This window comes from Pseudomonas sp. HN8-3 (assembly GCF_020790195.1).
Taxonomy (GTDB): Bacteria; Pseudomonadota; Gammaproteobacteria; order Pseudomonadales; family Pseudomonadaceae; genus Aquipseudomonas; species Aquipseudomonas synxantha_A.
Window position 1 is genome coordinate 637839 of the sequence record NZ_CP086206.1, and the last position, 20123, is coordinate 657961.

23 protein-coding genes are annotated in these 20123 nt (G+C 60.1%); 7 read left to right on the forward strand and 16 right to left on the reverse strand.

From position 1 onward, the window contains the following. The gene (locus LJX92_RS02735) at positions 1-906 is read left to right on the forward strand and encodes a cation diffusion facilitator family transporter (RefSeq protein WP_005784289.1); all 906 of its coding nucleotides are present in this window, start codon (positions 1-3) and stop codon (positions 904-906) included. A 108-nt stretch (positions 907-1014) separates the two neighbouring features. On the opposite strand, the gene LJX92_RS02740 is transcribed toward LJX92_RS02735, so the two are convergent. From LJX92_RS02740 to ureE, 5 genes are all read right to left on the reverse strand, one after another. After that, positions 1015-2124: an AGE family epimerase/isomerase gene (locus LJX92_RS02740; RefSeq protein WP_032878163.1), complete on the reverse strand. Its 1110-nt coding sequence runs from the start codon at positions 2122-2124 to the stop codon at positions 1015-1017. 173 nt (positions 2125-2297) lie between these two features. Beyond that, positions 2298-2870 (reverse strand): HupE/UreJ family protein, encoded by a 573-nt coding sequence (locus LJX92_RS02745; RefSeq protein WP_228309282.1) that lies wholly within the window; start codon positions 2868-2870, stop codon positions 2298-2300. Positions 2871-2892: 22 nt separating this feature from the next. After that, positions 2893-3507, reverse strand: a complete 615-nt coding sequence (gene ureG, locus LJX92_RS02750) for an urease accessory protein UreG (protein ID WP_005784294.1) — start codon at positions 3505-3507, stop codon at positions 2893-2895. A gap of 24 nt (positions 3508-3531) precedes the next feature. Further along, positions 3532-4206, reverse strand: coding sequence for an urease accessory protein UreF (locus tag LJX92_RS02755; protein WP_228309283.1), 675 nt, complete (start codon positions 4204-4206; stop codon positions 3532-3534). Then, the gene (gene ureE, locus LJX92_RS02760) at positions 4203-4703 is read right to left on the reverse strand and encodes an urease accessory protein UreE (RefSeq protein WP_005784297.1); all 501 of its coding nucleotides are present in this window, start codon (positions 4701-4703) and stop codon (positions 4203-4205) included. Before ureE ends, LJX92_RS02755 begins: the two co-directional genes overlap by 4 nt. Positions 4704-5040: 337 nt before the next feature. Between ureE and LJX92_RS02765 the strand changes: the two genes are divergently transcribed. Further along, a complete protein-coding gene (locus tag LJX92_RS02765; RefSeq protein ID WP_228309284.1) occupies positions 5041-5538 on the forward strand; it encodes a C40 family peptidase in 498 nt (165 codons plus the stop codon). A gap of 4 nt (positions 5539-5542) precedes the next feature. Here LJX92_RS02765 and LJX92_RS02770 read toward each other — a convergent pair whose 3' ends face one another. Both LJX92_RS02770 and LJX92_RS02775 read right to left on the reverse strand, forming a co-directional pair. Next, positions 5543-6175, reverse strand: a complete 633-nt coding sequence (locus LJX92_RS02770) for a TetR family transcriptional regulator (protein ID WP_005784300.1) — start codon at positions 6173-6175, stop codon at positions 5543-5545. A 151-nt stretch (positions 6176-6326) separates the two neighbouring features. Then, entirely contained in the window at positions 6327-6647 is a 321-nt protein-coding gene (locus LJX92_RS02775; protein ID WP_005784302.1) for a hypothetical protein, read from the reverse strand. Between the two features lie 357 nt (positions 6648-7004). Here LJX92_RS02775 and LJX92_RS02780 point away from each other — a divergent pair, with 357 nt between their 5' ends. Next, positions 7005-9074 carry an AsmA family protein gene (locus tag LJX92_RS02780; RefSeq protein WP_032878160.1) on the forward strand — a complete coding sequence of 690 codons (2070 nt, stop codon included), beginning with the start codon at positions 7005-7007 and terminating at the stop codon, positions 9072-9074. Here LJX92_RS02780 and LJX92_RS02785 read toward each other — a convergent pair. The 3 genes from LJX92_RS02785 to LJX92_RS02795 form a co-directional block, all read right to left on the reverse strand. Next, positions 9071-9781, reverse strand: coding sequence for a ribonuclease T2 family protein (locus LJX92_RS02785; protein ID WP_050549358.1), 711 nt, complete (start codon positions 9779-9781; stop codon positions 9071-9073). The two genes, LJX92_RS02780 and LJX92_RS02785, sit on opposite strands and share 4 nt — an antisense overlap. Before the next feature lie 181 nt (positions 9782-9962). After that, on the reverse strand, positions 9963-10493 hold the full coding sequence (locus LJX92_RS02790) for a ferritin-like domain-containing protein (protein WP_005784304.1): 531 nt from the start codon (positions 10491-10493) through the stop codon (positions 9963-9965). A gap of 97 nt (positions 10494-10590) precedes the next feature. Then, positions 10591-11481: a DMT family transporter gene (locus LJX92_RS02795; protein WP_228309285.1), complete on the reverse strand. Its 891-nt coding sequence runs from the start codon at positions 11479-11481 to the stop codon at positions 10591-10593. A gap of 97 nt (positions 11482-11578) precedes the next feature. On the opposite strand from LJX92_RS02795, the gene LJX92_RS02800 reads away from it, so the two are divergent. From LJX92_RS02800 to LJX92_RS02810, 3 genes are all read left to right on the forward strand, one after another. Then, complete coding sequence (locus LJX92_RS02800) at positions 11579-12367, forward strand: AraC family transcriptional regulator (protein ID WP_005784308.1); 789 nt, start codon at positions 11579-11581, stop codon at positions 12365-12367. Positions 12368-12438: 71 nt separating this feature from the next. Then, positions 12439-12738 (forward strand): PsiF family protein, encoded by a 300-nt coding sequence (locus LJX92_RS02805; RefSeq protein ID WP_005784310.1) that lies wholly within the window; start codon positions 12439-12441, stop codon positions 12736-12738. 209 nt (positions 12739-12947) lie between these two features. Beyond that, entirely contained in the window at positions 12948-13961 is a 1014-nt protein-coding gene (locus tag LJX92_RS02810) for an AI-2E family transporter (RefSeq protein ID WP_032878157.1), read from the forward strand. An 83-nt stretch (positions 13962-14044) separates the two neighbouring features. Here the strand turns inward: LJX92_RS02810 and LJX92_RS02815 are convergent, their stop codons facing one another. Beyond that, positions 14045-15313 (reverse strand): Hsp70 family protein, encoded by a 1269-nt coding sequence (locus LJX92_RS02815; RefSeq protein WP_078820160.1) that lies wholly within the window; start codon positions 15311-15313, stop codon positions 14045-14047. A 238-nt stretch (positions 15314-15551) separates the two neighbouring features. Here LJX92_RS02815 and LJX92_RS02820 point away from each other — a divergent pair, with 238 nt between their 5' ends. Then, the gene (locus tag LJX92_RS02820) at positions 15552-16490 is read left to right on the forward strand and encodes a DnaJ C-terminal domain-containing protein (protein ID WP_032878155.1); all 939 of its coding nucleotides are present in this window, start codon (positions 15552-15554) and stop codon (positions 16488-16490) included. A gap of 45 nt (positions 16491-16535) precedes the next feature. Here LJX92_RS02820 and ureC read toward each other — a convergent pair whose 3' ends face one another. The 5 genes from ureC to ureA all read right to left on the reverse strand — a co-directional run bounded on the left by ureC (position 16536) and on the right by ureA (position 20020). Beyond that, positions 16536-18236, reverse strand: coding sequence for an urease subunit alpha (gene ureC, locus LJX92_RS02825; protein WP_078820161.1), 1701 nt, complete (start codon positions 18234-18236; stop codon positions 16536-16538). Between the two features lie 118 nt (positions 18237-18354). Beyond that, positions 18355-18660: an urease subunit beta gene (locus LJX92_RS02830; protein WP_148852890.1), complete on the reverse strand. Its 306-nt coding sequence runs from the start codon at positions 18658-18660 to the stop codon at positions 18355-18357. Further along, a complete protein-coding gene (locus LJX92_RS02835) occupies positions 18657-19190 on the reverse strand; it encodes a GNAT family N-acetyltransferase (RefSeq protein WP_032878151.1) in 534 nt (177 codons plus the stop codon). The genes LJX92_RS02830 and LJX92_RS02835 overlap by 4 nt, the downstream gene beginning before the upstream one ends. 5 nt (positions 19191-19195) lie before the next feature. Then, the gene (locus LJX92_RS02840; RefSeq protein ID WP_032878150.1) at positions 19196-19708 is read right to left on the reverse strand and encodes a GNAT family N-acetyltransferase; all 513 of its coding nucleotides are present in this window, start codon (positions 19706-19708) and stop codon (positions 19196-19198) included. A 9-nt stretch (positions 19709-19717) separates the two neighbouring features. Then, a complete protein-coding gene (gene ureA, locus LJX92_RS02845; protein ID WP_032878149.1) occupies positions 19718-20020 on the reverse strand; it encodes an urease subunit gamma in 303 nt (100 codons plus the stop codon). Positions 20021-20123: the final 103 nt, after the last annotated feature.

The window sequence follows — 20123 nt, forward strand, 5'->3', positions numbered from 1 at the left end:
GTGAGTAACCGAGGTGAGCAGGCACTGCTCAAACAATCGACCATCCTGATGTTCGCCGTGGCGATCGCCGGGATTGTCACGGGTGTCATATCCGGCGCCCAATCCATTTTATTCGACGGCTTTTTCTCGCTGATCGCCACCGCCATCAAGGTGCTGATGCTGATCACGGCCAAGCTGATCGCCAAGAAAAGCAACGAGCGCTTCCAGTTCGGCTATTGGCACCTGGAACCGATGGTGCTGTTGATCGAAGGCAGTTTCCTGCTGCTGATCGCCATCTACGCGTTCCTCAATGGTGTGTTCGGCATCATCAACGGCGGGCGCGAGATCGAGTTGGGGCTGGTGATCATTTATGCGGCGGTGTTTACCGTCGTGGAGTTCGCCTACTTCTTTTATGTGCGCTACCGCAACCGCACGCTTAAATCGTCGCTGATCCAGTTCGACAACATCAGTTGGCTGGTGGACGCAATGCTGTCGGTGGGCTTGCTGATCAGCTTCCTTGCCGCACTGCTGCTCAAGTCCCAGGGCTATGGCGAATGGGCGGTGTACGTCGACCCGCTGATTTTGATCCTGTTGGCCCTGAGTATGCTGGCGCCAGCGTTCAAGATCCTGCGCCCGGCGTTGCGTGAAGTGCTGGGGATCGCGCCGGATCACCTGGACGATAAAGTACGCGAAGTGATGGATGCGGCGCAGGCCAGGCATGGTTTCGATGACTACGTGTCCTATGTGCAGAAGCACGGGCGGGCGCGGTTTATCGAGATTCATGTAGTGCTGCCGGCCGATTACCCAGTGGATAAGGTCGCGACCCTCGACAGGTTGCGCGAAGAGATATCCACAGGGCTGGGCACGCCGGATGCGGCGCGTTGGTTGACGATCAGTTTTACGGGCGATCGCAAGTGGATTGCATAACGTCTGTTAGACCGAGGTGAGGCTATCGCAGGCAAGCCAGCTCCCACATTGATTGGGTTCGCACATTAAGGTGTGGGAGCTGGCTTGCCTGCGATGGGGCCTTGCAGGTCAGCCCAGATGCTGGACCAGACCCTGATAGCAAGTCGCCAAATGATAAGGGGTGGTAGAAGGCATATCCCGCCGGCTCACCTTACCGTCGGCATCCAGGCATTCATGCCAGCCCTTTGCATGCAGAAAACGCTGTTGCAGCGCCAGCAATTGACGTTGCAGCACCGTCTCGCTGCCGGGACGCAAGGTCAGTGCTCGCAGGTATTCCGCCTGGGCCCAGATGCGCTGAGTGCCGTCGCGCACCGTGCCATCGAGTGCCAACATGCCACTGACCGCACCGCTTAACTTATCCACACCCTTTTGCTCGGCATAGGCAAACGCCCGTGTCAGTGATGCATGCAGCGGCGTGCCGCGCAGCACCTCTGAGGATTCCAGCAAAAAGAACCATTCGAACTGGTGCCCTGGCTCAAACCAGTTATCCACAGCGCCCAGCGGTTTCTCCAGCATCACGCCGTGCTCGCGGTCGATGAAGCGTTGCTGCATGGCCGTCGCCAGTGCCAGCAGTGCCGCTTGTACCTGCGCGTCCTCGCGTACCGCGAGGGTGGCGAGGAAGCCCTCGGCCAAGTGCATCAGCGGGTTTTGCAACGGGCCGGATTTCAGCGAGGCCCAGTTGCGCTCAAGTACGGCCTCATACAAGCCATCGCCTGTGGCAAAGCGTTGAGCCACAACTTCCAGTGCGGCGTTGAGCACTGACTCCACCAAGGGTTCACGCACCTTGGCCCAGTAATGGGCACAGGCAAAGATGATGAACGCGTGGGTGTAGAGGTCCTTGCGCTTGTCCAGCGGTTGGCCGGCCGGGTCGATGCTGTAGAACCAGCCGCCGTGCTCGGCATCATGGAAGTGCCGCTGCAGGGAGCGGAACAGCGCCGCCGCCCGTTCATCGGCAAAGGCCGCACCTGGCTCGCCGATCAGGCTGGCGAACAGGTACAGCTGCCGGGCGCACGCCATGGCGCGATAGCGTTGTGGGGGCAATGGTTGATGATCGGCATCCAGTGCCTCAAAGGGCAGTGCGAGGTCGGCATTCCAACCCGGACCTTGCCAGAGGGGCACGATCAGGTCATGGAAGTGCGTGAGCACAGGCGTCAGGGAAGAGGGGGAAGCGATGGGCATTGGCTGGCGTCGTCACGGCAGGGGTGTTTGCCGCGCATGGTAGCAGGCTTGGGATCGGTGGTGTTTGTACTGGCACTATCGCGGGCAAGCCCGCTCCCACATTTTTGAAGTGTGAACCCTCTCAAATGTGGGAGCTGGCTTGCCTGCGATGAGGTCCTTGCAGTCGCTGACGATCAGCCCGCCAACCACCACACCCCAGTCGCTGCCGAAGCCGCCCCGGCCACCCGCACCAAGGGTGCTGCAGCCGCTGGCAAAAAGCGCACCACTGCATAACCGGCGGCATGCAACGCCGCGGTCGCACCCACAAACCCAATGGCATACGCCCAAGGGCTGGTCATGTCCGGCAGTTCAAGGCCATGGGCCACGCCGTGAAACAACGCAAACAACGCCGTGGCGCCCACCGCCATGAACAGCGGCGGCCGCACTGCCAGTGCCACGGCCAGGCCCAGGGCAAGCACCGAAGCGGCAATCCCGCTTTCCAGCGCCGGCAATTGCAGCCCTTCAAAACCCAACACCCCGCCGATCAGCATGGTGCCCACGAAGGTGCATGGCAGTGCCCAGCGCGCGACGCCTTTCTGTTGGGCCGCCCACAGGCCGACCGCAACCATGGCCAGCAAGTGATCGAGGCCGCCCAAGGGATGGCTGATGCCGGCCACCAGGCCATTGTCGCCGTGGCCAGGGTGCGCGAAGGCCAGGGCAGGGGCCAGCAGCAGCGCGGCAGCGGCGAAGAGTTTGTTGAGGCTCATGGACAGGTTCCTTATGGGTTGATCAGGCGGCGGTCAGCAAGCCCTGGCGTTCGATGAAGGCGACGATGTCGTCCAGGCCGACTCCGGTTTTCTGGTTGCTGAACACAAAGGGTTTGCCGTTGCGCATCCGCTGGGTGTCGCTGTTCATCAACTCCAGCGAGGCGCCCACCAGCGGGGCCAGGTCGATCTTGTTGATCACCAGCAAGTCGGATTTGCAAATACCGGGCCCGCCTTTGCGTGGCAGCTTGTCACCAGCGGACACATCGATCACATAAATGGTCAGGTCTGAGAGTTCCGGGCTGAAGGTGGCTGACAGGTTGTCGCCGCCGGACTCCACCAGGATCAGGTCCAGGCCGGGAAAGCGGCGGTTGAGCTGGTCCACGGCCTCAAGGTTGATCGAAGCATCTTCGCGAATCGCCGTGTGCGGGCAGCCGCCGGTCTCCACGCCGATGATGCGCTCCGGCGCCAGTGCCTTGTTACGTACCAGAAAGTCGGCGTCTTCGCGGGTATAGATGTCGTTGGTGACCACCGCCAGGTTATAGCGATCACGCAGCGCCAGGCACAGGGCCAGGGTCAGGGCGGTCTTGCCGGAGCCCACCGGGCCGCCGATTCCGACGCGCAGGGGTTGTGTGTTCATGTGCTTCTCCACAATAAAAAACGTTCAGGAACGAAACAGGCGGCTGTACTGGCGTTCGTGGGCCATGCACGCCAGGGACAGGCCAAAGGCGGCGCTGCCCAACCGCGCAGGGTCAATGCGCTCGGCGTCCTGCTGGGCTTGCTGTAGCAAGGGCAGCAGTTCGCTGGTCAGGCGTTGCGCGGCTTGCTGGCCCAGTGGCAGGGTTTTCATCAGCACGGCCAATTGGTTCTCCAGCCAGCTCCACAGCCACGCGGCGAGGGCATCGTTGGGGCTGATGTGCCAGGCGCGGGCGGCCAGGGCCCAGCCAAGAGCCAGGTGCGGTTCGCCGCGTTGTGCAAGGAACTCACGGGCGGTGCTGTCCAGTTCCGGTAAGCCATTGAGCAGTTGCTGCAGGGAGTAACCCATTTGCCGGCTCTCCTGATACAGCTCGCGGGTCTCACGGCTGGCGCGGTGTTCTTCGCACAATTGCGCCAGCCCAGGCCAGTCATGTTCAGCGGCCGCGCGGCAATGGCCGAGCAACAGCGGCGCTTCGAAGCGCGCAAGGTTGAGCAGCAACTGATCGCTGATCCAGCGCCCTGCGCTCGCGGCATCCTGTACGCGGCCGTTGTCCACAGCCATTTCCAGGCCCTGGGAATAGCTGTAGCCGCCAATCGGCAACTGCGGACTGGCCAGGCGCAACAGCGCCCAGGCTGGGTTCATAGACGTACGCCGAACTGGTGCAGCTTGGGCGGGTAGTTGAAGTCTTCGTCGCCATGGCGCGAATGATGATGGCCGCCGCCGTAGGCGCCATGTTCCGGCTGGAACGGCGCCTCGATGGTTTGCGTGTCGGCGCCCAACTGTTCCAGCATCGCCTTGAGCACGTAGTCGTCGAGCAGGCGCAGCCAGCCGTCGCCGACTTGCAGGGCCACATGGCGGTTACCCAGGTGATAGGCAGCGCGGGTCAGTTCAAAGGCGTTGCGGCAAGTGACGTGCAGCAGTTGTTCAGGGCGGGCGCAAACGCGTACGACACGTCCGTCTTCAGCTTGTAGGAACTCGCCATCGTGCAAGGGCGGCTGTCCACGCTCCAAAAACAGGCCGACGTCTTCACCGTCGGCACTGAAACAGCGCAGGCGGCTTTTGCTGCGGGCTTCGAAGTTCAGCAGCAACTCAGCGGCCCAGAGGGCTTGGGGGGCGATTCGGCGGTGGATCACCAGCATCGGTAGGCTTCCAGCTATGAGCGATAGCAGTGCTAGAGCAAGGGGCTTGCCAACCTGCTATTGGCGTAGGAGTTTCCTGTCAGTGCAGGTGGTTGCGCATGGATAGGGCATCCACGGGTTGTATAGAGCGTTCAAATTTGGTGCACATGAGCGGTTATAGCACTGGAAAAGGGCGTTTTCCCTGAAAGAAGCCTGGTGCTGCATGAAATTTCTTTCATCCAATTATCCGTTGCGTTTTTAAGGATTTATCCTACAAAGACCCGAGAATCGGCCTTCGTGGGCTTACGTGATGGTTCTTTAAGATTCGCGCCGTGTTTAATTCACCGCGATGTTCATCATGTTCAAGTCATTTATTTGTTCAGTCATTGTCGGCCTGTCGTGTGTTATCTCGTCAGCCTCGGCCAATCTTCAACAGCCGCCGACTTTCGCTTCAAGCCATGCGGCGTCTTCGGTCGACGATGTGATCGACCGCGCCCATCAACTGCTCGGCACTCCCTACAAGTGGGGCGGTACGTCTGCCGAGCAGGGGTTTGATTGCAGCAGTTTCCTGGTCAATCTGTTCAAGACCGAAGCCAACATTCAGCTGCCGCGCACCACTGCGGCGATGCACCGTTCAACCGCTGCAACCATCAAGCGAAAAGCGTTAAAACCGGGCGATGCCGTATTTTTCAAAGGCAACGGGCGAGGGCAGGTGAGTCACGTCGGGCTGTATATCGGCGAAGGCAAGTTCATCCATTCACCGCGTACCGGCAAGCATGTGCGTATCGATTCGTTGAGCAATAAGTACTGGAGCAAGAACTACACAACGGCCAAGCGTTTTCACAAGGCTGGCTGAGGGATTACTCGGTACTGCCCAGCCCTTGCCAGTGCTTGAGGCCGATAAAGATAAAGCGCAGTTGCTGGGTGATTTTCGCCTGGGGCGTGAGGTGGGCCGGCAGGGCATGGGCCGGTGGGTCGATGATATCGGGCAGGGTGGCAAACACGCTTTTGACGATCAGGTCGGCCATCACATGTAAACCTTCTGCATCCAGATGCTGCAATTTTGGCATCAACGTCAGGTCGGCGGCCAGGTCGCGGGTGATGTCCTCGCGCAGGGCGCCGATGGCTTGGCGCACGGCCAGGCAGCCGCCGTACTGTTCGCGGGCCAAAAACAGGAATTGCGAACGGTTGGCCGAAACTACGTCGAGAAAGATCCGCACAGAGGCATCGATAATGCCCCCCATCACGAATTCGTTGTGGCGCACCAGGCGGATCGTGGCGCGGAAGGTCTGGCCGACTTCGCTGACCAATACCAGCCCAAGCTGGTCCATGTCGGCAAAATGGCGATAGAAACCAGTTGGCACTATACCCGCTGTCTTGGCCACTTCGCGCAGGCTCAGGCTGCCAAACCCACGGCCACACTCCATCAGATGGCGGGCTGCGTCCATCAAGGCAAGGCGTGTCTGTTGCTTCTGTTCGGCGCGGGGCAGCATGAGCGGATGGGCTTTGTCGGCAAGTACAGCGACGCACTCTAGCAAAAGCGCTTTGCCGGCGTCGAACTTGGCGGGGGCGAGGCGTGACGCGGTCTATATAAAAGCAAAAGCCCGATCGGCTGATCGGGCTTTTTTCTGGGCCACCACGGGCTTAGCTCTGTGCTTGATGCAGTTCTTGCAGACGGTCGGCACCACCTTCAGCAACGCCTTCGGTGTAGGCGCGTTTGTTGGCTTGTTCAGCACCGCCTTCTACCAGACCTTTCTCTTGCAGGCGATTGTAGCCATTTTCAGCGACAGCACCTTTGGCGTAGTCACGGTTTTCGTCTTCTTGCGAACCGCTACGCGCCACGGTTTGGCTAGTCTGCATGGCTTGAGCTTTGTTCTGTGGAGTGGCCTGTTCGGCGGCTGGCAGGGCGAAAGCGCTGGAAGCCAGGACAGATAACAGGACGGTAGCGAGTAATTGGCGTTTCATGATGGTTGCTCCTTGGGAGGGCGATAAAGTGGGTACAGGGCTAATGCTACTCTTGATAAGTCGATATAAAAGTTCATAAACACAATGGTAATAATCAACAGAATTGATTGTTCCCTGCAAAGGCTCTAGATCGAGCCTCTCAAGCACGCGGTTTTGCACCGCAGTGGGTATTTTCGACACGAACCTGGGTAACAATGGTGCGCTGTCGATGATGAAATCTGTCTGCTTGATCAGGAAAATCGTTTTTTTCGGCTAAATCCGCCGTTGGGTTAAACCCTCCGGCACTTTGCCAGTCGTAGTTCTATAAGCTGTGTCAAAGGCTGTTGCCCAGCCAGTCGTATTCAGGAGCCCTGTGCAATGACGCGCACTCGTAAAATCGTCGCTTGGAGCTGCGCCAGCTTCGTTCTGTTAATTGCCATAGCGGTACTTGTGCTGGTGTTCTTCGACTGGAACCGCATCAAGCCGCCGCTCAACGCCAAGGTATCCGAAGAACTGCATCGCCCGTTCGCGATCAACGGCAACCTCGCGGTGGTGTGGCAGCGCGAGCCCGATGAGGGCGGCTGGCGTGCCTGGGTGCCGTGGCCCCATGTGATCGCCGAAGACCTGACCCTGGGCAACCCGGATTGGTCGAAACAACCGCAGATGGTCACGCTCAAGAAGGTCGAGCTGCGTATTTCACCCCTGGCTTTGCTGGTGCAGCGCGTGGTGATCCCGCGCATTGACCTCACCGAACCCAGTGCCCAGTTGCAGCGCCTGGCCGACGGCCGCGCCAACTGGACGTTCAAGTTCGATCCCAAGGACCCCGACGCCGAGCCCTCCAACTGGGTGGTGGATATCGGCGCCATCGGCTTTGACAAGGGCCATGTGACCCTCGACGATCAAACCCTCAAGACTCAGTTGGATGTGATCATCGACCCCTTGGGCAAACCCATCCCGTTTGGTGAAATTGTCGGGGACGCCGATGCCAAGAAGGCGCTGGAAAAAGGCTCGGCGCCTCAGGACTACGCGTTCGGCCTCAAGGTCAAAGGCCAATATCACGGCCAGAAGCTCGCCGGCACCGGCAAGATCGGCGGTCTGCTGGCCTTGCAGGACGCGGCCAAGCCGTTCCCGCTGCAAGCCCAGGTGAAAGTCGCCGACACCAGCATCGCCCTGGCCGGCACCTTGACCGACCCGCTTAACCTCGGTGCCCTGGACCTGCGCCTGAAACTCTCGGGCAGCAGCCTGGGTAACCTTTACCCGTTGACTGGTGTGACCTTGCCGGATTCGCCGGCCTATTCAACCGACGGCCATTTGATCGCCAAGCTGCATGAAACCAGCGGCGCCTCATTCCGCTACGAGAACTTCAACGGCAAGATCGGCAACAGCGACATCCATGGCGACCTGGCCTATGTCGCCAGCCAGCCACGGCCCAAGCTCAGCGGCGCGCTGGTGTCCAACCAACTGCTGATGGATGACCTGGCGCCTCTGATTGGCGCGGATTCCAACGCCGAGCAAAAAGCTCGTGGCGGTGAAAGCAAACAACCGGCGACCAAAGTGCTGCCGGTTGAAGAGTTCCGCACCGAGCGCTGGCGCGAGATGGATGCCGACGTGGAATTCACCGGCAAGCGTATCGTGCACAGCGCCGACTTGCCCTTCACCGATCTCTACACGCACCTGGTGCTCAACGACGGCCAACTGAGCCTCGAACCCCTGCGTTTCGGCGTGGCCGGCGGCAAGCTCGATGCGCAGATTCGCTTGAATGGCCGCATTACGCCGATGGAAGGCAGCGCCAAGCTGACGGCACGCAACTTCAAGCTCAAGCAACTGTTCCCGACCTTTGAGCCGATGAAAACCAGCTTCGGCGAACTCAACGGCGATGCCGATATTTCCGGGCGCGGCAACTCGGTGGCGGCACTGCTGGGAACCTCCAACGGCGACCTGAAGATGCTGATCAACGATGGCGCCATCAGCCGCAGCCTGATGGAAATCGCCGGGCTCAACGTGGGCAACTACGTCGTGGGGCGCCTGTTCGGCGACGAGGAAGTGAAGATCAACTGCGCAGCGGCGGACTTCGGCATCAAGACGGGCCTGGCGACCACGCGGTTGTTTGTGTTCGATACCGAGAACGCCATCATCTACATCGACGGCACCGCGAACATGGCCACGGAGCAGTTGGACCTGACCATCACGCCGGAGTCCAAGGGCTTTCGCTTGTTTTCGCTGCGCTCGCCGCTGTACGTCAATGGGCCGTTTATCAAGCCCAATGCTGGCGTGAAAGCCATTCCGCTGGCGCTACGTGGTGCAGGCATGGTCGCCCTGGGCGTTATCGCCGGGCCAGCCGCCGGCTTGCTCGCCTTGGTCGCTCCAAGTGGCGGAGAGCCCAATGAGTGCGCACCGTTGCTGCAGCAGATGAAGGAAGGCAAGGCACCCAAGACGGTGAAAGGTTAACTGCCACTGGGGATAAGCGTTTCCCCGGGCGCGCAGGGAATACCGATCTGGAGGGACGGATCGCCTTTATAGGGGGTGCCGTCCGGATAGATCGAGTAGAACACTTCATGCAAGTACTGCTTACCGTCCAGGGTAAAACAGCGGAAAGATGCATGGGTCGGGAATGCATTTTTGAGTTGATCGAACTTCACGCTACGACCTATCCAGGTATTAAACATTGGCTCGAGGTACATCACTGCTTTTCGCAGTCTGACAATGTCATTGAAATAGTCCGTCTCAGTTTGATTGGAGCAGGTCCCGTGTTTCTTCCACTCGTATCTGAACATTTCTTGCGGGGAGGCGGTTACTAGCCCGGCAATTGCGCGGGTGTCGGAAATTTGGTTGAGTTTGTCCTCGCTGATATCGCACTCTGTGGATGATTTACAGCTGGGCGCGGTATTGCAATTGGCCGGATGACGATTGGTTTTTTGCCCGATGCTGTTGTTATAGGGCCAGATGCCATGGGTCAGAAACTTTTGCGGCGGTTTATCGCAGCCCGACGTTTTCGGCTTGAGCTTGCAGAAACTGGGCTGCCAGGTCACCGCGTAGACTAAATATTGGTAACCCTTGCTGCTGGGGGTTATCTCCTCGTTCGCATCCAGGCCCAAGGCGCCATGACTGATCAGCAGCGTGGCCATCGCCGTTGCAAAGAGGTAAGTATTTTTCATGGGCGGTTACTCCCTTTTCATTCGGCTGACAGTGTTGTCAGCGAACGTTGGAAGTATTAATTAGCGCTGGTGCGCTGGAAAATCTACTGTCAAACCTGACAGGTCGGTGGTGGGCATATAGACAGAATAAAACCCCAGGTGGAAGCGCTCGGCTTGCACCTGGGGTTTGAACTGCGACCTGTCAGAGGTCCTGCAGAATATCCGCCATATCATCGGCGTGCTCTTCTTCCTGGGCCAGGATGTCTTCGAAGATGCGACGGGTAGTCGGGTCTTTATCGCCGATGTACTGGATGATTTCACGGTAGCTGTCCACCGCGATGCGCTCGGCTACCAGGTCTTCGTAGACCATCTCTTTGAGCGAGTTGCCTGCCACATATTGAGCGTGGGAGTTCTTCGACAGCAGGTCGGGGTTGAACTCCGGCTCGCCGCCCAGTTGCACGATACGCTCGGCCAGTTTGTCGGCGTGCTCGGCTTCCTGGGTGGCGTGTTCAAGGAACTCATCGGCAGCCACGCTGGCTTTCAGGCCGTTGGCCATGAAGTAGTGACGCTTGTAGCGCAACACGCAAACCAGCTCAGTGGCCAGCGACTCGTTGAGCAGGCGGATGATTTCCTGACGGTCGGCGTCGTAGCCTTCGGTCACGGCTCCGTTTTCGACATTCTGGCGGGCGCGGCTGCGCAGGGTCGCAATGTCAGTCAAGTGTGCTTCAGTCATTTCAATCTCCTGGGGCTAATCCGGTTGTACGCCACGCTCTGCCGGCGTGATCGCTATAGGTTGTGAGTCCCGGGCCAGGCGAAAAGTTTTATCGGATTTAACAGGATGTGTCATGAGCACGTCTGACCGGTGTGGTCCAGCGCTCCGACAGGATCACTCCACCCAGGGTCAGCAAGCCACCCACCAGGTGATACAGCGCCAACTCTTCCTTCAACACCACTGCTGCGATCAGTGCGGTAATCAACGGCAGCAGGTTGAAAAACAGCGTGGTACGGCTTGGCCCCAGGGTCTTCACCGAGTGCATCCACGCCAGCGGCGCCAGCATTGAAGCCAGCAGGCAGGCGTACAGCACCAGCGGAATATTCGTCCACCCCAAACCGGCCTTGGCCGAGAACAGGTACAGCGGCAGCAGCACCACCACCGCCACCAGCACCTGCAAATACAGCAGCACCAACGGCGGCAGGCGCAGTTGCCATTTTTTCAGCAGGGTGCTGTAGACCGCATAAGCCAGCGTCGCCACCAGCATCATGCCGTCACCCAGGTTGACCCCGTGTTGCAACAGCGCACCCAGGCTGCCGGACGATACCACCACCACAACACCGGCGAACGACAGCACCGCGCCGGTCAGCGCGCCTAAGGTCAGGCGTTGCCCCAGGCTGATAATCGCGGCGGTCAACGCCATCAGCGGCATCAGCGAGAGGATGATGCCCATGTTGGTGGCGCTGGTCAGCGTGGCGGCGTAATAGGCCAGGCTTTGATACACCGCCATGCCCAGCACGCCGAGGATGAAGATCTTGCCCAGGTTGGGACGGATAAGCGCCCAGTTGGCAACGACCGGCTTGAGCATGAACGGGGTGAACAGCAGTGCTGCGAACAGCCAGCGGTAAAAGCCGATTTCAGCCGGGAAAATCGAGCCCACGGCCAATTTGTTGACCACGGTGTTGCCGGCCCAGATAAAGATGGCCAGCAGCGGATACGCGTATTGCATCGAAAGAAACCCAGTGTATTGACGAGGCGCGATTATCCCCTGTCTGGATCGAAGCCTATACTGCGATCCAGACAACCGACCTCTGAATCCAGACAACATGCCCCGACATACCGTACGCCTGGCGGATTTCCCCCGCCTGCCGAGCCCTGTGTACTTTCGCTATTCCGATTTCGCACCCGATACCGAGTGCACACCGCACCGGCACAGCTGGGGGTCGTTGGACTATTCAGCCAACGGCGTGATGCGCATGGAGGTGGCTGGCAGCCGTTTTATGTCGCCGCCGCAGTACGCGGTGTGGATCCCGCCCAACACCGAACACAGCTCCTACAACGCCCAGGCGATTGTCTATCGTTCGGTGGGCTTGGCGCCGACGCTCTGCGAGCAGCTGCCGCAAGCGCCGTGCACGCTGACGATCAGCGATATTCTCAAGGCCATCCTCAGCGATTTCGCCCAGCGCGACGTGAATATCCCGCAATCGGACGCGGATATCCGCCTGGCCCAGGTGCTGGTGGACCAACTCAAGCAGGCGCCGATCCATGATGGCTTCCTGCCCTACGCCCGCCACCCCGGGCTGCTGGGGGTGCTGGAAGGTATGCAGGCGCAGCCCGCCGACAATCGCCCGCTCGGGCAATGGGCTGAGCAGGTACATGTGAGCGAACGCACCCTGGCGCGTCAGTTTGTGCGCGAGCTGGGTATGAGTTTTGGTGAATGGCGCCAGCGCCTGCGCTACCTGGCGGCCATCGAAGCCCTGGACAGTGATCGCAGCGTGCAGCACGTGGCGTTTGATTTGGGCTACAGCACCGCCTCGGCATTTATCGCCATGTTCCAACGCCATGCTGGCTGCACCCCGGAGCACTACCGACGGACGAATATTCGTGGCCGGTGAAGTTGTAACAGCTTTTGACTACACTGCGCTGTAGGCCGTGCCCGTCGGCACGGTAACAGGGAGAAAACTCCATGAAGATGCTGCGTATTCCGTTGTTGATGATGGGCCTGCTGTTGTGTTCACAAGGTTTTGCCGCCACTGCCCAGCAGAACAAAATGACCACCTGCAATGCCGAAGCCACCACCAAGACCCTCAAGGGCGATGACCGCAAGGCCTTCATGAAGACCTGCCTGTCGGCGCCTGCCGCCAACGATGCCAAGACCCTGACGCCGCAGCAGCAGAAGATGAAGGACTGCAATGCGTCGGCTAAAACCAAAGCGTTGACCGGCGATGCGCGTAAAACATTCATGAGCACCTGCCTCAAAGGTTAATCACGATTTCGCAGGCGCTGCAGATCAAATGTGGGAGGGGGCTTGCTCCCGATAGCGCCGTGTCAGTCAATCGATTCATTGGCTGATCCTCCGTAATCGGGAGCAAGCCCCCTCCCGCACTTGATCGCATTCACAGTCGTCCCCCCTCGCTTGATGCCTGCAACGCTGGCAGACTGCCCATCCTTTAACGCCGTTCGTTTTGAGGCTGTATGCCAACGTTTTCTCAGCGTCATGTGTTGTTGCTGGCCAGTTACATCATCATTTTCGGCGGGTTGCTGCTGGTGCTGCCGCTGAAGTTGCTGCCCAGCCTGCTGGCCGGCCTGTTGGTCTATGAACTGGTCAACATGCTCACCCCCCAACTGCAACGACTGATCGAAGGCCGGCGCGCCCGTTGGCTGGCGGTGGCCTTGCTGGGCACCCTGATCGTCAGCGTACTCACCTTGATCTTCGCCGGCGCCATCAGCTTCCTGCTCCACGAAGCTGAAAACCCCGGGGCTTCCCTGGATAAATTCATGGGCGTGGTCGACCGCGCACGCGGCCAGTTACCGCCGTTCATCGACGCCTACCTGCCCGCCAGCGCCGCCGAGTTTCGCGTGGCCATCGGCGACTGGATGAGCAAGCACTTGAGCGAACTGCAACTGGTCGGCAAAGACGCCGCCCATATGTTCGTCACCTTGCTGATCGGCATGGTGCTCGGCGCCATCATCGCCCTGCAACGGGTGCCCGACCTGACCAAACGCAAACCCCTGGCCGCCGCGCTGTTCGACCGTTTGCACCTGCTGGTTCAGGCGTTTCGCAACATCGTCTTCGCCCAGATCAAAATCGCCGCGCTCAACACGGCTTTCACCGCCGTGTTTCTCGCCGTGGTGCTGCCGCTGTGCGGCATCCACCTGCCGCTGACCAAAACCCTGATCGTGCTGACCTTCCTGCTTGGCTTGCTGCCGGTGATCGGCAATCTGATGTCCAACACCCTGATCACCATCGTCGCGCTGTCGCTGTCGATCTGGGTGGCGGTGGCGGCGCTGGGGTATTTGATCGTGATCCACAAGGTCGAGTACTTCCTCAACGCGCGCATCGTCGGCGGGCAGATCAGTGCCAAGTCGTGGGAGTTACTGCTGGCGATGCTGGTGTTTGAAGCCGCGTTCGGTTTGCCGGGGGTGGTGGCGGGGCCGATTTATTATGCGTATCTGAAGAGTGAGCTGAAGTTGGGTGGGATGGTTTAGGCGCAGATGCGAGTTACAAGCTGCAAGCTGCAAGCGGAAGCAGATTGGCTTTTACTTGCCGCTTGCAGCTGAAAACTTACCGCTTAAGACCCATAACGCTTGCTGGCCTCAATCGCCAAACCGCTGCCGATACTGCCGAAGATATTGCCTTCCACATGCCGCGCATTCGGCAGCATCGCCGAGATACTGTGGCGCAACGCGGGGATGCCGCTGGAACCACCGGTGAAGAACACCGTGTCTACCTGGGCCACGCTCACCGAGGCGTCATTGAGCAACTGCGTGACACTGCCGCGCACGCGTTCAAGCAGGTTGTCGATGGAGGACTCGAACAGCGCCCGGCTCAGGTCCACGCTCAGGCCGGCTTCGATACGGTCCAGTGGCACATGGCGGCTGTCTGCCTGCGTCAGCTGGATCTTGGTTTCTTCCACTTCCATCGCCAGCCAGTGCCCGGCGCGCTGTTCGATCAGCTTGAACAGGCGGTCGATGCCGCCGGTGTCTTCGATGTCGTAGCGCATGCTGCCCAGGGCCAGCTGGGACTTTTGCGAGTACACCGAGTTGATGGTGTGCCAGGTCGCCAGGTTCATGTGATGGCTGGTAGGCATGTAGGCGCCGCTCTTCATGCGGCTGCCGTAGCCGAACAGCGGCATCATGCCGGCCAGGGACAGCTGCTTGTCGAAGTCGGTACCGCCGATGTGCACGCCACCGGTGGCGAGGATGTCGCTCTGGCGGTTGTCGTTGTGACGGCGGTCCGGCGACAGGCGCACCAGGGAGAAGTCGGAGGTACCACCGCCGATGTCGACGATCAGCACCAGCTCCTCTTTTTCAATGGTGGACTCGTAGTCGAACGCCGCCGCAATCGGTTCGTACTGGAACGAGATGTCCTTGAAGCCGATCTTGCGCGCCACGTCCACCAGGGTGTTCTCGGCTTCCTGGTCGGCCATCGGGTCGTCATCGACGAAGAATACCGGGCGGCCCAATACCACTTCTTCGAACTCACGCCCCGCGTTGGCTTCGGCGCGGCTCTTGAGTTGGCCGATAAACAGCGCCAGCAGGTCGGTAAAAGGCATTGCAGTGCCAAGCACGCTGGTGTCGTGCTTGATCAGCTTGGAACCCAGCAGGCTCTTGAGCGAGCGCATCAAGCGGCCTTCGTAGTTCTCCAGGTATTCGTGCAGCGCCAGGCGACCGTACACCGGGCGGCGCTCCTCAAAGTTGAAGAAGACCACCGACGGCAGGGTGATTTTGTCGTCCTCCAGCGCGATCAGCGTTTCCATGCCGGGGCGGATCCAGCCGACGGTGGAGTTGGACGTGCCGAAGTCAATGCCGCAGGCACGGGCTGGGGATGGGTTTTTCATGTCTATCGGGTTCCGGTTGAAAAACGGCCGCGCAGTGTATGCCAGTCGCAAGCGCTTGCGTAGGCCAACCATCCGTTAAATCGTGCTTGAAAGTACGGGATTTGCCCCCACATCTGTTACATACGGCTGATGCCGATAACACTTTGACGTACCCCCAGGCCGCAACCCTCACCAGGTGCAAACCAGCGCACGTTGCGCCCCGGGCAGTGCGATCTCGATAAAGGATGGTGAACCGTCGATGGATTTCAAAGATTACTACAAGATTCTGGGTGTCGAGCCGACGGCCGATGACAAGGAAATCAAGGCTGCCTATCGCAAGCTCGCGCGCAAATATCACCCCGATGTGAGCAAGGAAAAAGACGCCGAAGAGAAATTCAAGGACGCGTCCGAAGCCTATGAAGCGCTTAAAAGCGCCGATAAGCGAGCCGAGTACGACGAATTGCGCAAATACGGCCAGCATGGCCAGCCGTTCCAGGGCCCGCCGGGCTGGCAGAGCCGTGGCGGCTTTGGCGGTGGCCAGGACGCGGGCGATTTCTCGGACTTTTTCAGCTCGATCTTTGGCTCGCGCGGCGATGCTTTCGGTGGTGGCCAACGTCGTCCTACCGGGCGCAAGGGCCAGGATGTGGAGATGCAGCTGTCGGTCTCCCTTGAGGAAACCCTGTCGGCCGAGTCCAAGCAGATCAGCTTTCAGGTGCCGCAATACGACGCCTCTGGCCGGCATGTCAGCAATAGCGTCAAGAGCCTGAATGTGAAGATCCCCGCCGGTGTAGCCGACGGCGAGCGCATCCGTCTCAAGGCCCAGGGCGCGCCAGGCATTGGCGGTGGCGCCAATGGCGACCTGTACCTGATCATCAAGTTTGCGCCGCACCCCAAGTTCGAGGTCGATGGCGAGAACCTGGTCATCAACCTGCCGCTGGCCCCGTGGGAGTTGGCCTTGGGTGCGGAAGTGGCAGTGCCGACCCTGACCGGCAAGATCAACCTCAAGGTGCCTGCCGGCAGCCAGAATGGCCAGCGTATGCGCGCCAAGGGCCATGGCTTGCTGAACAAGGCCGGGCAACGTGGCTACCTGTTCATCCAGTTGAAGGCGGTCATGCCCCCTGCGGGCAATGAGGATGTGAAAGCGTTGTGGCAGGAGCTGGCGCAAAAAGCCGCTTTTAACCCACGCGAGCAGTTCTAAGGTCCTGTGGCGAGAGAGCAAGCTCCCTCGCCACATGTGTTTGAGCTAGAACAGGAAATATCGCTGCGCCATCGGCAGGACTTCAGCCGGTTCACACCACAGCAGTACGCCATCGGCCTTGACCTGATAGGTCTGCGGATCAACCTCGATATCCGGCAGGTAATCGTTGTGGATCAGGTCGCTTTTCTGCACATCGCGGCAGCCCTTGACCACTGCAATCTGCTTCTTCAATCCCAGGGCTTCGGGCAGGCCGGCGTCCTGTGCCGCCTGGCTGATAAACGTCAGGCTGGTGGCGTGCAGTGAGCTGCCGAAGCTGGCGAACATCGGGCGGTAATGCACCGGTTGCGGTGTGGGAATCGAGGCGTTGGCATCGCCCATCAGGCTCGACGCAATCGCGCCGCCCTTGAGGATAAGGGTCGGCTTGATACCGAAAAACGCCGGGCGCCACAACACCAGGTCCGCCCATTTGCCGACTTCGACGGAACCGACGATATGGCTCACGCCGTGGGTGATCGCCGGGTTGATGGTGTACTTGGCGATGTAGCGCTTGGCGCGGAAGTTGTCGTTGCCGGGGCCGTCACCTGGCAGTGGGCCGCGCTGTTTTTTCATCTTGTCGGCGGTCTGCCAGGTGCGCGTGATCACCTCGCCGACACGGCCCATGGCCTGGCTGTCTGAACTGATCATCGAGAACGCGCCGAGGTCATGCAGGATGTCTTCGGCGGCGATGGTCTCGCGGCGGATGCGGCTCTCGGCGAAGGCCACGTCTTCGGCGATGCTCGGGTCCAGGTGATGGCAGACCATCAGCATGTCCAAGTGCTCGTCGATGGTGTTGCGGGTGAATGGCCGCGTCGGGTTGGTAGAACTGGGCAGCACGTTCGGGTAACCGCACGCCTTGATGATGTCAGGTGCGTGGCCGCCACCGGCACCTTCAGTGTGGTAAGTGTGAATGGTGCGGCCCTTGAGCGCGGCGAGGGTGGTTTCGACGAAGCCCGACTCGTTGAGCGTGTCACTGTGGATCGCCACCTGCACATCGTACTGGTCGGCGACGCTCAGGCAGTTATCAATGCTGGCGGGCGTGGTGCCCCAGTCTTCATGCAGCTTTAAACCAATGGCACCGGCCTTGACCTGCTCGATCAACGGCTCGGGCAAACTGGCGTTGCCCTTGCCGGTGAACCCGATGTTCATCGGGAACGAATCACTGGCCTGCAGCATCCGTGCAAGGTGCCACGGCCCCGACGTGCAGGTGGTGGCATTGGTACCGGTGGCCGGCCCGGTGCCGCCACCGATCATGGTGGTGACGCCGCTGGTCAGTGCTTCTTCGATCTGCTGCGGGCAGATGAAGTGCACATGGGAGTCGATGCCGCCGGCGGTGAGGATCATGCCTTCACCGGCGATCACTTCGGTGCTGGCGCCAATGGCCATGGTCACGCCGGGCTGGATATCCGGGTTGCCGGCCTTGCCGATGGCATGGATGCGACCGTTCTTCAAGCCAACGTCAGCCTTGACGATGCCCCAGTGGTCAATGATCAGCGCATTGGTGATCAGGGTGTCCACTACCTCATGGGCGAGCAACTGGCTCTGGCCCTGGCCGTCACGGATCACCTTGCCGCCGCCGAATTTGACTTCTTCGCCATAGACGGTGAAGTCCTGTTCGACTTCGACAAACAGCTCGGTGTCGGCTAGGCGGACTTTGTCGCCGACGGTTGGGCCATACATGTCGGCGTAGGCTTGGCGGCTGATTTTCATGTGGTTGCCCTGATTAATTGTGTTGAATGTGAGATCGCTATCGCGGGCAAGCCCGCTCCCACATTTTGATTTGTGAACACTGTCAAAAGGTGGGAGCCGGCTTGCCTGCGATGAGGCCCTAGAGGTCGCCCATAATTCGACCGGCAAACCCGAACACCCGGCGCCCGCCGCTCAAATCGACTAACTCCACCTCCCGACGCTGCCCCGGCTCAAACCGAACCGCCGTGCCTGCCGGAATATTCAGGCGCATACCGCGGCTCGCTGAACGTTCAAATTCCAGCGCGTCATTGGTCTCGAAAAAATGGTAATGCGAGCCCACCTGAATCGGCCGGTCGCCGCTATTGGCCACGCTCAAGGTGACGGTGCGGCGGCCGACATTCAGTTCGATCTCGCCAGGCTGGATCTGATATTCACCAGGAATCATGCCGGTTGCCCCAGGGTCTTGTAGTAGATGGCGGTCGGGCTGTAGCGCCCGTCCGGGCTTTGGCAGTAATCGGGCAGCTCACCGATCTTGATGTAGCGCAGCGACTGATAGAAGGCTTCGGCGCCGGAGCCGGCCTCGGTGTCCAGATACAGCAGGCCGCGCTTGTGCTGGCGTGCGGCGAGCTCCAGGCTGTGCATCAATTGCTGGCCCAGGCCATGGCGGCGGGCGCTGCTGTGCACCAGCAACTTTTGCACTTCGGCGCGGTTGAGGCCATTGGCCTTTTGGCACAGCGCCAGTTGTACACTGGCGACTACCCGTTCTTCACGTACCACCACCCACAACAGCAGGCTGGCGTCTTCGATACCGGCTTGCACGCCGGTCAGATACTCGCGGGCCTGGGCCTCATCGAAGTCGGCCATAAAGCCCACCGACGCGCCATGCTGCACCGCGTCCAGCAACAACTCGATCAAGCCCAGGCGGTAATGGGCAAAACTTTCAGCATTGACTCGACGCAGTTGTGCAGCGTTCATCGATCTCACTCCTTGGGCGGTTCGGCGCCCGGGTTCAAGGTCAGTTGCATAAAGGTCAGGTCCAGCCAGCGGCCGAACTTGATGCCCACTTGCGGCATATGCCCGGTGGTGATGAAACCCAGGCGTTCATGCAGGTGGACCGAGGCCAGGTTGCCGCTTTCGATGGCGGCGACCATGACGTGCTTGCCGCAGCTGCGGGCGCGCTCGATCAGGGCCTGCATCAGGCGTGGACCGAGGCCTTTGCCGCGCTGGTCATTGCGCACGTACACCGAGTGTTCGACGCTGTAGCGGAAGCCTTCGAAAGGTCGCCAGTCGCCGAATGAGGCGTAGCCGGTGACTTCGTCGTTTTCCACCGCGACCAGGATCGGGTACTGCTGCGCCTGGCGTGCGCTGAACCAGGCTTGGCGGTTGGCCAGGTCCACCGGTTGTTCGTTCCAGATCGCTGTGGTGTTGAGCACCGCGTCGTTGTAGATGTCGCGGATCGCCGGCAGGTCTTGCTCGGTAGCATCACGAATCATGGCCGGGCCTCACGCGATTGGCTGGTGGACAGTCACCAGCTTGGTGCCATCGGGGAAGGTGGCTTCCACCTGGATATCCGGGATCATTTCCGGGATGCCTTCCATCACTTGCTCGCGGCTGAGCAAGGTGGTGCCGAAGTGCATCAACTCGGCCACGGTGCGGCCATCGCGAGCGCCTTCCATCAGCGCGGCCGAGATATAGGCGATGGTTTCCGGGTAGTTGAGCTTCACGCCGCGCGCCAAGCGGCGCTCGGCCACCAGGCCGGCGGTGAAGATCAGCAGTTTGTCTTTTTCCCGTGGGGTCAAATCCATGGTTCAAGGTCCTTCAAACAGCATTCATAAAAACACCGCAGATCCCCTGTGGAAACAGGCCGGTGTGGGAGCTGGCTTGCCTGCGATAGCGGTGTATCAGGCA